We start from the raw sequence: 16,844 nt of genomic DNA on the forward strand, positions 1-16,844 counted from the left end.
AATGGGAAATACGATTCAATTTTCATAACATTCACAAGGAGTACTTCACTAAATGAGCACTCCTTTTTGTGATACTCTTTTCTACTAGGCTGAATAGTTACAAATTAATTATATTGAATAACGGTAAAATTTTCAAAATAAAACCGCTTTTAATTTGTCTTTTTAATTGTAAATTATTGTATATAAGAGTATAATTTGTCAATGTGAAAAAACTAGGAGGGAGTAGAAACGATGTTGTCTTACGAATTTCTATTTGACATTGCTTTAATTTTAATGAGTACAAAGCTACTCGGATTACTAACTAAAAAAATTCAATTACCACAGGTTGTAGGTGCCTTGTTGGCAGGATTATTACTCGGCCCGGCTTGTTTAAACATTTTACATGAAACAGACTTTATTCTCCAAGTTGCTGAACTAGGCGTGATTGTTTTAATGTTTACGGCAGGGCTCGAAACAGATATTAAAGAATTGAAAAAGACAGGAAAAGCTTCGATTGTGATTGCTATCCTAGGGATGATTATTCCCCTAGCTGGTGGATTCGCTCTTGCTTCAATATTTAATAAAGGCGGAATCTCAGATGCAACTGCTGCACCGCTATTACAAAATATCTTTATCGGAATTATTCTTACTGCGACATCGGTGAGTATTACGGTTGAAACATTAAAAGAACTCGGAAAATTAAATACTCGTGCTGGTAATGCAATTTTAGGTGCCGCCATCATCGATGATATTTTAGGAGTCATCGCCTTAACTGTCGTAACAAGTTCAACAAGTACAGATGTGAGTATCGGACTTGTATTGATTAAAATCGTATTATTCTTTATTGTGGGTGGATTTGCCGGATTCTTATTCTCTAGAGCAATGGAACACAGCATGAACCGATATAATATGGATCTCAGACGATTCGTTGTTTTATCATTCGTCTTCTGTTTATTATTATCATTCTGTGCTGAACATTTCTTCGGAGTAGCTGATATTACTGGAGCATTCATGGCAGGGTTAGTTTTATCAAACACACCTCGTAAACATTACATCATGAATCGTTTTGAAACGACGGCTTATATGTTATTATCACCTATCTTCTTCGCAAGTATCGGAATTAAAGTTGTTATTCCAGAAATGACACCGGCTTTAGTCGCCTTCTCAGTTGCTTTAGTTATCATGGCTATCTTAACAAAAATATTAGGTTGTGGACTTGGTGCTAAGCTGTGTCGCTATACTACTAAAGAAGCCATTCAAATTGGAACAGGAATGGTTTCAAGGGGAGAAGTTGCCCTCATCGTGGCTAGTAAAGGTTCAGCCTTTGGATTAATGGGAACTGTCTTCTTTGGACCAATCGTAATTATGGTTGTTGTGACAACAGTTATTACTCCCGTCCTACTTAAAATAGTCTTTTCTAAAAAATCTAGTGTCATTAACAACGAACCAGCTTTTGAACAGACGATTGCTTAATCAAAAACGACCAAGGTCACTTGGTCGTTTTTTTATTCTTCAATAATAATATTTTCAGCCGATAATGAATAACCAAAAAGATATAAATCTTCTGCCTGCTCGAAATCTTCATCATCCGTGCCTGTTGATTCAAATGCAAAGAAACTACTAAACGAGGTCATCCCGCTACCGGTAGTAAATACTCGAGTTTCTTTATAACATCCATTATAATCTCCCTCTATACCTGCTACGGTTGTCAATGTTTCATACGTTAATTTTCCATCTTCATTCGTGTCAATCCGAACAATCTCTGTCATTGCTGTATACTCTTTCTCCTGATAACTGAATTTTTCTGTCCAACTATTTCCGACTTCAAGCGGTAATTTTAATAAAACTTTATTAGGTATAATCGAATTTAATAGTCTTTCATCTTTTAGCTGATTATACGGATCTTCATTATAAATGTGTTCAATAACGGCTTGATTGGTAATTTCATAAGTTAATTGGAATACTCGAGATTCGCTTTCTCCATATCCATCCGTCATCATCCCATCAAATATGATCTGAAAGACAGAACCACATTCTTGAGCTGTTTTCAGTGTTTGAAAGTGGCCATATTCCGCATATCCATTAAATAATTGATACATATCGACCATTTTAGGAAAAATATCAAGTAACTCTTGATTATACGAATTTTCTGGAGCCATGATCATCTCATCAGATTCATCTGTCGGAATTTGAAGCTGATTTAAAATCTCATATGATTTAGCTTGGGTCTGGGCTGGATAACTTGTTGTCATCGTCTCTTCAATAATCACACGTAATATCATTCCAACTTCAACACCTTCGACATTTGAAACAAAAATGACATCATAGTCCCCATCCATCCATTCCTCATACGTCTTTACTAAGTCTTCTGAGCTAATCTCCTTTTTTTGAGATAATAATACCGAATTTGGGTCAACTTGAAGAACCAATCCCTCTATCGTCATAGAATGTTTACCTTGCCAGATTTGTAAACATCCAAATAAGATGATGAGTAGTACACACCCACTAACCAACCATTTCTTCACTCTTTACCACCTCTTTCATGGTTTTCGTTTACGCCCCTTAAATAAACATCGCATGATAAGGATCAACACGAATAAAATGACGCCATACGGAACTAGCCCAAGTAATTTAACTACTAGCCATCGTGTCACTTGAATAATTCGATTTAATTGAACCGAAAGCTCATTTTGAATCATAACTCCCCATCTTGAATCATCATAGATTTCTCCCTCTTTCAGTTCAAAGACTATCGTCACCTTATTTCTCGCAACTTCATCTTGAGCTTTCAAGGCAGACCATTTATCCATCTCTACTTGAACTCGTGCTAATTCTTCTTCCAGTTTGATAATGTCGCTAACGGTCTCTGCCTCCAAAAGGAGTGTCTGATATTTTGATTGCTGCATACTTAAATTTGACAACCAACTGTCTATATCTTCCGTTACTAAGACTTCACCATTAGTATATGTCTCCATCTGAGTAAATTGTCCTATGAGCTGAACCTGCTGTAAAAATGATTCCACCTCTGTTGATTCCATTTCTAAGACACATGCCCCCGTATAGCTCTTAAGCGTTTCATCGATGGCGACTAAATGAGAAGACACCACCGTTCCTGATGCCTGTTGCACCCAAACATTTAACTGTGATAAACTCTCACTAATCTTTGAAACATTCATTTCAATTAAAATATTAAAATACGTACGAGACGATTCATCATTTATTAATGACAACGAAAGCGATGGGATTACCTCATCGCTTTCCTCACTTTCTATTCTTTCCTTAAATAATAATGGAATTAAACTAACAAAAATCAGCACAGAAATTGCTATTATCATCAACCCAAAGACACGCTTAAAAAATTTCCATATTCCCAAATCCGTCGCCCCCTTAAATGAGCTGACTACGACTAGAATTTCAAATCATCTTTGAACATTGCTTTAAGTGCATCCGAAATTGTATCAACCCCAACAATCTCAATTCCTTTTGGAGCTGTCCATCCACCAATATTTTTCTTTGGAATAACTGCACGTGTAAACCCAAGTTTCTTCGCTTCTTTCACACGCTCTTCAATACGAGACACACGTCGAATTTCACCCGTTAATCCAACCTCTCCCATATATACATCGCCACTTGGCGTCATCTTATCTTTATAACTTGAAACAATACTTGCCACAATCGCTAAATCGACAGCCGGTTCATCTAACTTTACACCACCAGTTACTTTTACATATGTATCTTGATTTTGTAAGAAGAATCCCATACGTTTTTCAAGCACAGCTAAAATCAAAGATACACGATTATGATCCACTCCAGATGCCATTCGTTTTGGATTACCAAATGAAGTCGGCGTTAATAATGATTGAATCTCAACTAAGATTGGACGTGTTCCTTCAATTGATGCCATAATCGCCGTTCCTGGTAATCCTTTCGTGCGATCTTCTAAGAAGACCTCTGAGGCATTCGTCACTTCATCAAGCCCCTCTTCTTTCATATCAAAGATTCCAATCTCATTCGTTGAACCGAATCGGTTTTTAACCGCTCGTAAAATACGATACGTATGATGACGATCTCCTTCAAAATATAAGACAGTATCCACCATATGCTCGAGTAAACGTGGCCCAGCGATATTTCCATCTTTCGTCACATGTCCGACAATAAAGACTGAAATTCCACCAATTTTAGCAATTTTCATCAATTGGGCCGTACATTCACGAACTTGCGAGACACTCCCAGGTGCCGATGTTACCTCTGGCATATGAATCGTCTGAATCGAGTCGATAATGACAAACTCTGGTTTTAACTGTTGAATTTGACGTTCAATTAAAGTTAAATCTGTTTCTGCGTAAATATATAAGTGCTCGCTACTTACTCCTAAACGCTCAGCACGAAGTTTAATTTGACGAGCGGATTCTTCTCCTGAAACATATAATACTTGAACATTTTTATGCGCTAAATCTTGTGCCGTTTGTAAAAGTAGCGTTGATTTCCCAATCCCAGGCTCACCCCCACACAGAACAAGTGATCCACGAACAATTCCACCACCAAGAACACGATTAAGCTCACTCATTGATGTCTGAATACGTGCTTCCTCTTTTGTTTCAATCTCTTGTAGACGTTGAGGTTTTACCATACTTTCACTTGCTACAAAGCCACGACGCTGTTCTGCCTTTGTAGGCTTTAATTCCTCCACCATCGTATTCCATTCGCCACAACCTGGACATCTTCCGACCCATTTTAAACTTTCTGTCCCACATTGCTGACAGAAAAATGATGTTTTTGTTCTTGCTTTCGCCATAAAATGCCCTCCTTATAAACTATATTAATTTCTATCTTTAATTATCACATAACTCAATCAGATATCCTAGCAAGAGATAAATCTTTTTCATCCAAACGCATACAATATAATAGAGCGATATCAAACTATATGAGGACTAGTAAACTCACTTAAATTTACGATAATATTTCTATTTTACCTTTTTTCTAGTAAACTTATAGTAGTTTTTGAAAATATGACCTGAGGTGATGAAATGGAAGAAATCATTCAACGCGCCATCTTAGTTGGAGTCGATTTAAATAATGATAAAAATTTCGACTATAGCGTGGAAGAATTAAAAAATCTAGCTGAAGCATGCTCCGTTCAAGTCGTTGGCGTTCTAACGCAAAAACTTGAACGTGTGAACCCAGCTTGCTATATTGGAACAGGAAAAGTTGACGAGGTTGCTTTACTTGTTGAACAAAATGATGCTAATCTTGTCATCTTTAATGATGAATTATCCCCATCGCAAATTCGTAACCTTGAGCATGGACTACAATGTAAAGTCATCGATCGTACGATTTTAATTTTAGATATCTTCGCAAGCCGTGCTAAAACGCGTGAAGCACAACTTCAAGTTGAAGTGGCCCAACTTAAATATATGATGCCTCGTTTAATTGGACTTAATGCTTCCTTATCGCGACAAGCCGGTGGAATCGGATCGAAAGGGCCAGGGGAAAAGAAATTAGAACTTGATCGTCGTCGTATTGAAGAACAAGTTCATAAACTAAACAAAGAATTAGACTCTCTCGTTCTTGCCCGTCAAAATCAACGTAAACTTCGTAAACGCAACTCAACGCCTGTCGTTGCTTTAGTTGGATATACGAATGCCGGTAAGTCAACAACAATGAATGCTTTACTGACTGTTTCAAATGCTCAATCAGAAAAATCAGTTTTCGAGAAAAACATGCTGTTCGCAACACTTGAAACATCAACTCGACACATTCAACTACCAGATAATAAACAATTTTTATTAACAGATACGGTTGGATTTGTTAGTAAACTGCCTCACCAGTTAGTCAAAGCATTCCGTTCAACACTAGAAGAGGTAACAGAAGCTGACTTATTACTTCACGTGGTAGACTTATCACATCCAGAGTTTCAAACTCAGATTGAAATCACGAATAAAGTGCTTGATGAATTAGGAGTTAAAGAAACTCCAATGGTGTATGTCTACAATAAGGCTGATCTTGTTGAAGATGAATTCACACCTAGTACAAAAGAGGCCGTTCGTATTTCAGCTAAAAACTTAACGAATATTGATACCTTAATCGATTGTATTAAATCACACATTTTCCAACACTATGTAAAAGCTAGCTTTTTAATTCCTTACGATCGCGGAAATCTCGTTTCTTACCTAAATGAACATGCGAATGTTTTTGACACAGAGTATTTAGAAAATGGAACGTTAATTACCGTTGAATGTTCTGAGCATGATGCACATCGCTTAGCTGAATATAAAGTAAAACCACTCAACTAGTTGAGTGGTTTTTTTGCTCTTGTGGATTTGTGGATAACCCTATCTACAAAGAATGGTGTAATTTGCTATTAATGATTCAACCAGTTCATCCTGCATATCAGCATACAAGAATAAACTTTTTTCACCTAATCGAATGACTTGCAATGAAGTTTGAGAACACACATCAAAGTTATCCACAGTTGTGGATAATTCAACATAGTAACCTTTAACATCATCCACGATGATTGGTGTTACGGTATAAGATGTTTCAATATGTGGGGTTCCAATCCTATAAGTTAGATTTAGTTGATCCATAACCATTTTTAGTGTGTCAAGTGGAGTTTCTACCTGACGAGTATTGACACTCAAGTCATCATTTAAGGTAGAAATAAGGGTTAATGAATGATTGGTTGATTCCACTTTTGGAATTAAAATAAATGCCATCAAACAAACAGCAACGAATCCTAATCCACTATTCATCCATCTCCAGCTTAATCGAGACGTTAGCATTGGTTTCTCATTCATAATATAACGCAACGTCTTTTCTTTTAGTTGTTTATCCATTTCAAGTGAATCGAGTTGTAACTTCATCGCTGATTTAATCTTCTGATCATCCATACCTCACACCTCACTTTCATTCATCATTTTTTTTAATTTTTGACGTGCTCGAGATAAACGACTACGTACTGTTCCTTCAGAAATTTTTAATATTTCAGAAATCTCTTCATATGATAACTCTTTATAATAAAACAATAAAATAACTTCTTTATATTTTGATGGTAGTTTTTGAATTAATTCATATAACTCTCGATTCGTCTCTTGTTGCGCTATATCAAAAGGTTTTTCGTAATCATTCTTCGAATCTTGATAAACTCCAAAGGTGGTGACTCGCTTAATCCAACTCGTTCTCAACATATCTTTACACGTATTGATTGTAATTCGAATGAGCCATGTTTTTTCACTGCTTTGATGTTGAAATTTATCATAATTTTTCATGACCTTATAAAAGACTTCTTGAAAAACATCTTCTGCTAATTGCGTATTTTTCATATAGAAATATGCAATTTTATAAACTTCTTGCCCGTATGTTTCAATAAGTCGTTCCACTGGTTCATGGGTGCTTAAACTCACTCATTTCACCTCTTTCATATATTAGACGTTTCATCCTATGATTTCATTCCCATATGACTGAATAAATTATAACTAAAAAAACGACAAAAAAAATATTTTTTTGTCGTTTTTACTACTTTTACTCATTTTAAAAGCGACTCCCAAGAGTCGCTTAATTTAGATAGAAATGGATAAAAACTTTAAATAAACGTCTTAATCGACCTTGAAAACAGGCTAGTAATAAAAACGGTCAAATGTTAACAGTACAAAAAATCACTGCTTCTTATCTATATAAGTCCAGATAAGTTTTTTACATCGTAAAAAACTTTTAGCTGGACTATAGTCTGCCTTTTACGGCATAACTATCAAACATTTAGTGTGTCGTGATAAATGTAGATTTTATTTCTGTTTATATATAGTTAAAATTATGATAACAATGTAGAATCTACATCAACTAAGTGATCCTTATCTTTATCTTTTTGTTTTCGATCACGTTTCCCATCCATAACCACTTGAATGACAGCTGGTCCCCCATCAGTTGGTAAGGCCATATTATCAGCCCCAACTAATTGTTCAATTAATTCTTTGAAAAAACTAAACTTATGATCCTCATATTTTGAAAGAATTTGAACTAATAATTCACTCGTTAAATGAATGCCTTCCCCTTCTAAATGTTCACATAGTTCTTCAATAAAATCAGAGTCTGGTTCTAAAAATGACTCAATTCCTAAGTCCATATTCATATCCTGCTTCATCTCGTGTCACCTCTTCATACTAAAGATTAACATTTCGTGCGTATTGAATTATCGCCTACTCGTTTTATAATCTCTATTATGACGCATTTCATTTAATTAAACAACTAATTTTCTTTGATAATAGCTTCCACTCACAACATCAATTCCAAAATCCCTAATCAAATGAAGACTAGATTCATTTTCAATTTCTGAACAACAAATCTTTACATCTTTACTCATACAAACATTAATTAACGAATTCATCATACTTAAACAATTTTTCGAAGACTTAAGATATTGAATAAAACATGAACTAATTCTTAAATAATCAATACTTAAATTACGAATAGACCCTGTTAAAGCACCAGCACCATATTCATCTAATGCAATATTAACGCCAAATTCACGTAATCGTTTAATTGCCTTTTGAATTAAAACATTTTGTTCAAATAAGATATCCTCATTCACACTAATAATCACTTGATTTGGATCAATGCCATCTTCTTTTAAATGAGTTAAAATACGAGAACACAAACATTTATTTAAGAGTGTTTGACGGGAAAACTTAATAAATAGTGATAATTTAACTGAATTTTTTTCATCGTAATCCTTTAAATAATCACAACCTAATTTAAATAAATAAATCTCTTTTTCAATATTTAAAAAAGGTGATGCCTCTTCACGCTCTTCGACAGGTAATTGATTTAAAATACTATAATCATCTAAAATATTGTGGCACTCAATACCAAATAACTGATGTCCATCTCGATAATATAGAGGACTATAATTTAACGTAAATTCACCTATGTGATTAGCCTTCTCTAATAATTGATGAATTTTAACTGAAAAATTATACCGTGTGAATTTTTCCTGACAAAAGTTAACTTCATATGAGAGTTTAGACCTTGATTTTAAAATCATTCCATAAAAACTAGATTTAACGCGTTCAATAGTTTCTTCAAATGAATCTGTCGTTGATTGGGGTAAACAAAAAGTAACAAAATAAGACTGCCCAAGCTTTTCATACCATCGTTCGACTAAGCGATTGAGCTTTCTCTTAAGTTTGATTTCACTACAACACGCTTTAAAATAAAACCATAATCCTTCTTTCTCTACTGAAAAAGTAATACTTTCTCCAATAAACTCATCAATCATTTCAATCACTTGTTTCAAAAGGGATGTGTTGAAGTCACTATAGAAACAATGATCTAATTTAAAATAACCAACGACAGTTTTAGACGTATACTCGTATCGATAAGAAATAGGAAGTTGCTTCCAACTAACTACTTTATATTTTCGTTTATTTCGAATTAAATGAATCCCGTTATAATATTGTCGATAGTTATGATATATCCCTTGCATTCGATGTTTTAATCTTTGTTCTTGATAAGAAACTTGTTGAGTTAGCTTATTTAAACTATCTTGAAATTCACTCCCCTCTACTTCATTTAGTTTACCTTCACAAGATTGAGATAAAAATTGATAAACAAATCTCAACCAACCATTTTGTTGTTTACCCTTTAAATTATTGGACAGTTTTGTAATATAATCATATAATTGCTCATCATTATCATGAACGAGATGATAAGTTAAATGATAAATTAAGCAATAAACATCAGATTGTTGAGAGGCCACCAACTCTAGAAGGTTCAAATCCCACTCAATCTCATCACTACGATTTAATTGAAATAACGAATGAGCGCATATTGCCTTTTTCATTAACAAGGTATTCTCTTGAGTTTCATCCACTGGTTCTATATTTAAAATAATCTCCTCATAATTTTCAGATAGATATAACCTTAATAATTCAATTTGATATTTTAAATAATCTGAAATATCCTGATTTTGATAATCAGCAGTAAATGTTTGAAACCTCTCGATGCTTTTACGGTGACATGAAACTAGAATAATATAAATTAACCGTTCCAAAGCATACGTCGTTAATAAAGGAATCTTTTTATCACTACCAAAAGAAGCTGCCGACATATAATAAAAGTCTGCCTCTTTAAATACACCTTTCGTTTCATAAATATAGCCTAACTCAGCAAAAATGTAACCTTTTAAGAGATTATCAGTTTCTAAATTTTCTAAAATACACTCACATTCAATTAGATACTTAAGTGCCACATTATTGGCTTTCTGTTGAGAATAATAACGTGAAGCAAAAATCAACATCGGAATTAACCATTCAAAACTTTGATTTTCCCGATAATCATTTAGTATATTCTCTAATTCTAACTCATCCTTTTCTATCTGCTCATATAATATTCCCTCGACTTTTCTGTAGTTTTCTAACAGATAACATGAATCAATAAAAAAACTTAGTAACGCATCTCTTGTTACTTTCTCGGCCATCTATAGCCCCCCTCTATATTTGTTAACCGTTTTCACATAACAATAATTATACTAACTCGTCATAAAAAAATACATAGGATAAATTGTGAGATTAAGACGAATCATTGATAGTCCATATAAAAGTACATCACTGTCCTAAATACAACTCTTTTATCTTAAAAACCTAGCTCATCATTTACTAAAATAATATTAATTTATTCTTGATCAGCTTGTGGCCACATAACAACATAATTGCAATAAATACAATCTGGACTCTTACAATCACAACATTTTAACGTCTTTGTGCAAGGCATTTTTTATTTAGACGAAGTGTATTAGCAGGAGCTACAACTTCCCCATTTCACTTAATCAGCTCATCTAAATCACGAACAATCTTATTAATTACCGCTACAATCATAACCAGATTAGCCCCCTATAACAATAATGCTATTCGATTGTTACAACCATCTAAATTATATAAATCCCCATGTTCAGTAATCAAATAAACATCCGCAAAAATATTCTCGGTATAATTAATGACACTCACTCTGTGTCAACCCTTCCACCTATGTTTGAATGAAACGATAGTCATCCTTTTGAAATTCATCTAATAACCTAACTTCTTTGAACGTCATTGAACCACCAACTCCGATTAGCTTTCCCTTCTGAACTAATGATGTAACAAGGGAAAATGCGTCTTCCTTAGAATTGGCAAATGTCGCATTAAATCCATGGCGTTTCAAGGCTTCCACTGTACGTTCTACTTTTTTATTGATGACCGTCTTCACATACTCCCTCATCTTACACTCCCCCTCAATGGACACTATTACTCCTAACATATTCACTAAGTGCTAGAATAGCAACTCAAAATTTTAAAAGTCTTTAATTAAAAACATATTGATCGTGCGTATAAATATACTTCAAAAGATCGTCATATGTAATAACAGCTTCTATCACGTCCTCTTGACGGCCACTTTCAGTTAACAATAACGCATCTAATTTTTTAGGTGACGCTTGAAAGAGATGCCAAGCCTCATAAACCGTCATCGATGAAGCGATAAATTCATACTGTGATTTTTTTTCAAAGTCTAATAAATCTTTTACTGTCCCTGAAAGCTCAATTGTATTATTTTGAATATGTTTTTGTAACCATTTCGCAATCGCTCTTGAAGTAACTAACCCTATAAACTTATTATTCTCGTAAATAGGAAGTTTCAAAATTTCCTTTTCTCCAGAAAGTTTTAAAACATCTTCAATAGAATCAGTAGCATTAAATTTTATCACTTCCGCTTTAAATACACCTACTGTCGATGGGTCCACTAATTGTTGTTCAATAAATTTAATTCGTTCGACCACTTCATCACTTGGTGTTGCAATCAATTTCTCAAAGTCATCGGTTTGATGCACAATAATATTTCGTAACTTACGGAATAAATGTAACTCATCTAAATAAAGATGAATCATGGGATGCGCCTTTGCCTTATAAAGTAAATCGCTAAACGACACATTGTCATCTGAGTCCGTATATTTCTTCAGATATTTATGTATATGATTAAATGATTCAATGAATACTAGATATCCTTCTTGTTCTACCATTTTTTACACCTCCCGAATATACAACGGTTGATAAGTTAGCACTCCGTTAATATTCGTACTTTCATATAATGTAATATTATCAAGCATCATTTCCTTTTGAATATCAATCCCTCGAGATAAATCAACTGATGGAACTAACAACTTTGCATTTCGACAAAGTGTCACATGAGGCGTATAAATAAACTCCTCTTGAGTCACTAAACGGGCTTCAACTAAAGCATCATGCAAATCCATTGCCACTTTCGTCAACGCTTCATTCGGATGCGTTCCCATATAAATAACGTAACGATTTTTCTTTTTAAAGAAGCCAATATGATCAAGCATCAAGATTATTTTCTCAACATCAATTGAATTGATGATTTCGATCAACTGATTGACACTCGCCTCCTCCATCATCCCTAGAAACTTGAGCGTCAGATGAAAATTATCATAACTCGTATACTTTGCTACTTCACAATATTTCTCCACCATTAACTGAGCATGTTTAAAATAATCTTTTAGCTCCGTGGAAAAACTAATACCAATAAACAATCGTTTCATAACTTCACCTAATTATCTTGTTTTTTATTAGGATACACTAAATCAACTAAAACTATTTGTCATTTTTGCACCAATCTACACTTTCTTTACAAAATTAAAAAAATCTACTTATAAAAAGTAGACTTTATTGATTCGCTTCAAAAACAATAGGTTCTGCTGTTAGCATAACTTTCCCAGCTTTCACTCGAATAACTTCATTGGTTAGTAAATTTTTATATTCACCATCCACTGTATCAACAGAAACCTCTCCTGACTTTAAACCAAAATTAAAAATTGCAATTCGTTTTTTCACCTTTGTATGATACATTAATCGAACCGTATCTAAGACTTCCCCTAATTCAATCGTATAAAATCCATCACGCATAATATCATCTTTTTTTAAAGAAGCTAACTGACACATTAAATCAGCCATTCCTGCTTCATTATAACGTAACCAATCCACCTTATCGATATCAAACAAACTTGGAGTATGCGTACAAAGTGCCTCTTGTCCCGCATAAATCATCGTGGCCCCTTTTTGTAGATACACAAATGCGGTCCACATTTTTAATTGCTCTACCGATTTAACTAGCGAAGCGATCCGTGCCTGATCATGATTCTCTAAGCAACGCAACTTCACATAATTCCCCGGATAAATAACCTCCTGCATTTGCACGCGCTTAATATATTCCCCTAATGGGGCACGTCCAAGTAAATAATCCTTATAGAAAGCAAACACATCATAATCATAACAAATATCAAACGCCTGATACATCTCACAATCACTATGCACCTCAAAACCTTGCGAACGAATATAATTAATAAATCCACCATCGACACTTTCTGCTAGCCAAATGAAGTCGGGATTAATCTCTGCAACCTCACGTCTAGCTCTTAGCCAAAACTCTACTGGTACAAACGATGCCACATCACATCGATATCCATCTACACCCAGTGCTGCCCAGTATTTTAAAGTCTCAATTAATTCATCCCATAACGCGACATCCTTAGAATAATCCAAATCGGTAATATCAGACCAATCACCCACACGGTTTGCGAATTGCCCGTCCTTATTAAGATAGAACCATTCAGGATGCTGGTTTAATAAATAAGAATCTCGAGACGTATGATTATAAACGACATCAATCATTAATTTCATTCCTTGTTTATGCGTTGCTTCAATTAACGCCTTGAAATCTTCAAGTGTTCCATACTCAGGATTAACCTCACGGTAGTTTTGAATCGAATACGGACAACCTAACTCACCTTTCTTATCTTTCTTGCCAATCGGATGAATCGGTAACAAATATAAAATATCTACTCCTAATTGCTTAATTCGCTCTAAATCTCCAATCAGTTCACGAAACGTTCCACTTTCATTATGATTACGATTATATACTTGATAAATCACCGACTGACGTAAAGATAAATTTGTATCCTTTGCCATCTTCTATATCCCTCCTATCATTAACTACTTCTAATTTATTCTCTCGAAAGTCCTTCATGTAAAAAAACATTCGACTTCTTTATGAAGAATAACTCATAAAATATAAAAAAACTCAGGAAAAGTCCTGAGTTTCTAATAAATTAACGTTAAGATATATTGAATTGAAAAACAAGCTGTCATCATCACACAAATTAATGCCACCATCGTAATCCCACGACCTATTCCACCAGCGATTGGAAATCGATTATTAAACCATCCATAAATATTTTGCGTCAATAATCCAACAAATGCAAATGCTAAATAAATTCCCACATGTAAAAGTGCCATTTGTACAAAAAAAGGAATCGTCATAAATAAAGTTGCACCATTTGCCACCACTAAAGCAATCATCGCAGTCATCATATTAACGAAAACAAACTCCGCAGGCTTATAATATGGACGAAATACCTTAAATAAAAAACCAATCATAAAAAATAACATTGGAAAAATCACTAATCCTAACATAAATCTCATCCCCCATAAAATCAATAAACTTTATTCCATCATATCATAACGTCTTCCAAAATAAAAGGGCTACCAAAAAAGGTAACCCGTTAACTAATTGTTATAAAATATAAAATTGTGGATAAGTAAAACATTATTTACAAAGAAAGATCTAACTATTTAAGCTAACGTAAAAATATACTTTTCTCATTAATTGATGCTATAAAAAATCCCGCTATGTGTAGCGGGATTCTCATTTATTATTTTTTACGCATTGTTGGGAATAATAATACGTCACGGATTGTTGGAGAGTTAGTTAATAACATAACTAAACGGTCGATACCAATTCCAAGTCCTCCTGCTGGTGGCATACCATATTCTAATGCTTCGATGTAGTCAATATCCATTTCAGATGCTTCATCGTTTCCTAATGCTTTCTCAGCAAGTTGAGCTTCGAAACGTTCTTTTTGATCGATTGGATCATTTAACTCAGTGAAGGCATTTGCGTACTCACGAGCATCGATGAATAACTCGAAACGATCAGTGAAACGAGGATCTTGAGCATTTTTCTTCGCAAGTGGAGAAACTTCTACTGGATGTCCATAAATGAATGTTGGTTGAACGATTTTTTCTTCAACGAATGTTTCGAAGAATTCGTTGATGATATGTCCAACACCTGTGAAGTGAGCAGGCACTTCTACATTATGTTCTTTAGCGATGGCTTTAGCTTCTTCAAATGTCATTTCTTTGAAGAAATCAACACCTGTAATTTCTTTAATAGCTTCAACCATGTGCCAACGTTTCCATCCAACTGCTAAGTTGATTTCATGTCCACCGTAAGGCACAGTCGTTGTTCCTAAAACTTCTTGTGCGATATGAGCAATCATATTTTCAGTTAAATCCATCATTGTTTCCATATCACCGTAAGCTTCATATAACTCAATTGAAGTGAACTCAGGGTTATGACGAACTGAAATCCCTTCATTACGGAAGATACGTCCGATTTCATAAACTTTTTCTAATCCACCAACTAATAAACGTTTTAAATGTAACTCAGTTGCAATACGTAAATATAAATCCATATCTAATGTATTATGGTGAGTTTCGAATGGACGAGCTGCAGCTCCACCTAATGTGGTATGTAAAATTGGAGTTTCAACTTCTAAATATCCTAAATTATCTAAATAACGGCGCATTGCAGTAATTACACGAGTACGTGTAATGAACGTTTGTTTACTTTCTTCGTTCATGATTAAATCAACATAACGACGACGGTAACGCTCTTCAACGTCAGTTAATCCATGATATTTTTCTGGTAATGGGCGTAACGCTTTTGTTAATGGTGTATATTCTTTAACTTTAATTGATAACTCACCAACTTTAGTTTTGAATACAACTCCGCGTACCCCAACAATATCACCTAAGTCAGCTTTTGTGAAGAAATTATAAGCTTCTTCACCAACTGCATCTTGGCGTACATAAATTTGAACTTGACCTTTAACGTCTTGGATATGAGCAAAACCAGCTTTCCCTTTTCCGCGTTTTGTACGGATACGTCCAGCGATTGCTACTTCAATTTCTTTTTCTTCTAATTCTTCTTTAGAGAACGCCCCAAACTCTTCAACTAACTCTGAAGATAAATGAGTACGATCGAATCGTTGTCCAAATGGATCAATTCCGTTTTGACGTAAATCTTCCATTTTGTCACGTCTAACTTGTAATTGATCGTTGATTTCAGTTGTCGACATCTGAATCACTCCATCTATATAACTATTTTTTCATTTTTTCATTATAACATGTTAAAGCACATTTTGTCTTAATTATTGTCTATTTAGGCAAAAAATATTCAGTTCATATTAAAAAGGCAGTGTCAAATACTGACACTACCTACTCCTCAAATAAATAACCACTTAACCTCAAAAAATCGACACCCTCAATAATCGAATATCACATGGTTATTCAACCTCCATTATAAAACTAAATATCTAAAAAAACAACCCCAAACAGGAAGCGTTTACCAAAAATAGCAAACTTGTTTTAGAGTAGGTGAGCTGCTATAATACTTGTAATAAAATGGTAATTCAGGAGGTTGTTTAATGGAAACATACAAAACAACAGGCGTCTGTGCCAAAGAAATTCAATTTGAAGTTGAAGATAACAAAATCAAAAGTGTTAACTTTATCGGGGGATGTCCAGGAAATTTAATTGGAATCTCACACCTTGTAAAAGGAATGGAAGTGGAGGAAGCAATTAATAAGCTAAAAGGCATTCCATGCCGTACAAAAGAGACATCATGTCCAGATCAACTTGCACAAGCCTTAGAAAACTATTTACAACAAAAATAAAACCAGTCTCTAGGACTGGTTTTAT

The 16,844-nt window shown here is 34.3% G+C and carries 16 protein-coding genes; 3 read left to right on the forward strand and 13 right to left on the reverse strand.

Annotation, left to right across the window (positions count from 1 at the left end):
- Window positions 1-231: 231 nt before the first annotated feature.
- Window positions 232-1,452: a cation:proton antiporter gene (locus NEH75_RS08595; protein WP_055305260.1), complete on the forward strand. Its 1,221-nt coding sequence runs from the start codon at window positions 232-234 to the stop codon at window positions 1,450-1,452.
- Window positions 1,453-1,484: 32 nt separating this feature from the next.
- On the opposite strand, the gene NEH75_RS08600 is transcribed toward NEH75_RS08595, so the two are convergent.
- From NEH75_RS08600 to radA, 3 genes are read right to left on the reverse strand one after another with little or no spacing between them, the layout of a single operon-like run.
- Complete coding sequence (locus NEH75_RS08600; RefSeq protein ID WP_055305262.1) at window positions 1,485-2,504, reverse strand: DUF3221 domain-containing protein; 1,020 nt, start codon at window positions 2,502-2,504, stop codon at window positions 1,485-1,487.
- Window positions 2,505-2,519: 15 nt separating this feature from the next.
- Window positions 2,520-3,353 (reverse strand): DUF4349 domain-containing protein, encoded by an 834-nt coding sequence (locus tag NEH75_RS08605; RefSeq protein WP_055305264.1) that lies wholly within the window; start codon window positions 3,351-3,353, stop codon window positions 2,520-2,522.
- 32 nt (window positions 3,354-3,385) lie between these two features.
- Window positions 3,386-4,774 carry a DNA repair protein RadA gene (gene radA / locus NEH75_RS08610; protein ID WP_055305266.1) on the reverse strand — a complete coding sequence of 463 codons (1,389 nt, stop codon included), beginning with the start codon at window positions 4,772-4,774 and terminating at the stop codon, window positions 3,386-3,388.
- Window positions 4,775-5,006: 232 nt separating this feature from the next.
- On the opposite strand from radA, the gene hflX reads away from it, so the two are divergent.
- A complete protein-coding gene (gene hflX / locus NEH75_RS08615; RefSeq protein ID WP_055275505.1) occupies window positions 5,007-6,272 on the forward strand; it encodes a GTPase HflX in 1,266 nt (421 codons plus the stop codon).
- 39 nt (window positions 6,273-6,311) lie between these two features.
- Here the strand turns inward: hflX and NEH75_RS08620 are convergent, their stop codons facing one another.
- The 10 genes from NEH75_RS08620 to lysS form a co-directional block, all read right to left on the reverse strand.
- Entirely contained in the window at window positions 6,312-6,869 is a 558-nt protein-coding gene (locus NEH75_RS08620; RefSeq protein WP_055305268.1) for a hypothetical protein, read from the reverse strand.
- 3 nt (window positions 6,870-6,872) lie between these two features.
- Complete coding sequence (locus tag NEH75_RS08625; protein ID WP_055305270.1) at window positions 6,873-7,382, reverse strand: RNA polymerase sigma factor; 510 nt, start codon at window positions 7,380-7,382, stop codon at window positions 6,873-6,875.
- Between the two features lie 404 nt (window positions 7,383-7,786).
- Entirely contained in the window at window positions 7,787-8,116 is a 330-nt protein-coding gene (locus NEH75_RS08630) for a hypothetical protein (RefSeq protein WP_055243496.1), read from the reverse strand.
- 96 nt (window positions 8,117-8,212) lie between these two features.
- Entirely contained in the window at window positions 8,213-10,450 is a 2,238-nt protein-coding gene (locus NEH75_RS08635) for an EAL domain-containing protein (protein WP_055305272.1), read from the reverse strand.
- 545 nt (window positions 10,451-10,995) lie between these two features.
- Window positions 10,996-11,229: an LUD domain-containing protein gene (locus tag NEH75_RS08640; protein ID WP_237252772.1), complete on the reverse strand. Its 234-nt coding sequence runs from the start codon at window positions 11,227-11,229 to the stop codon at window positions 10,996-10,998.
- An 82-nt stretch (window positions 11,230-11,311) separates the two neighbouring features.
- A complete protein-coding gene (locus NEH75_RS08645) occupies window positions 11,312-12,025 on the reverse strand; it encodes a CBS domain-containing protein (protein ID WP_055305273.1) in 714 nt (237 codons plus the stop codon).
- Between the two features lie 3 nt (window positions 12,026-12,028).
- Window positions 12,029-12,565 (reverse strand): RNA 2',3'-cyclic phosphodiesterase, encoded by a 537-nt coding sequence (thpR, locus tag NEH75_RS08650; protein WP_055243493.1) that lies wholly within the window; start codon window positions 12,563-12,565, stop codon window positions 12,029-12,031.
- Between the two features lie 124 nt (window positions 12,566-12,689).
- On the reverse strand, window positions 12,690-13,991 hold the full coding sequence (locus NEH75_RS08655) for an alpha-amylase family glycosyl hydrolase (protein WP_055275499.1): 1,302 nt from the start codon (window positions 13,989-13,991) through the stop codon (window positions 12,690-12,692).
- Window positions 13,992-14,123: 132 nt separating this feature from the next.
- Window positions 14,124-14,495, reverse strand: a complete 372-nt coding sequence (locus NEH75_RS08660) for a hypothetical protein (protein WP_055305275.1) — start codon at window positions 14,493-14,495, stop codon at window positions 14,124-14,126.
- Between the two features lie 239 nt (window positions 14,496-14,734).
- Window positions 14,735-16,222 (reverse strand): lysine--tRNA ligase, encoded by a 1,488-nt coding sequence (gene lysS, locus NEH75_RS08665; RefSeq protein ID WP_055305277.1) that lies wholly within the window; start codon window positions 16,220-16,222, stop codon window positions 14,735-14,737.
- A 348-nt stretch (window positions 16,223-16,570) separates the two neighbouring features.
- On the opposite strand from lysS, the gene NEH75_RS08670 reads away from it, so the two are divergent.
- Window positions 16,571-16,819 (forward strand): TIGR03905 family TSCPD domain-containing protein, encoded by a 249-nt coding sequence (locus NEH75_RS08670; RefSeq protein WP_055305278.1) that lies wholly within the window; start codon window positions 16,571-16,573, stop codon window positions 16,817-16,819.
- The last annotated feature ends 25 nt before the right edge of the window (window positions 16,820-16,844 follow it).

Source organism: Turicibacter sp. T129 (genome assembly GCF_025594975.1).
In the GTDB taxonomy this organism is placed as follows: domain Bacteria; phylum Bacillota_I; class Bacilli_A; order MOL361; family Turicibacteraceae; genus Turicibacter; species Turicibacter bilis.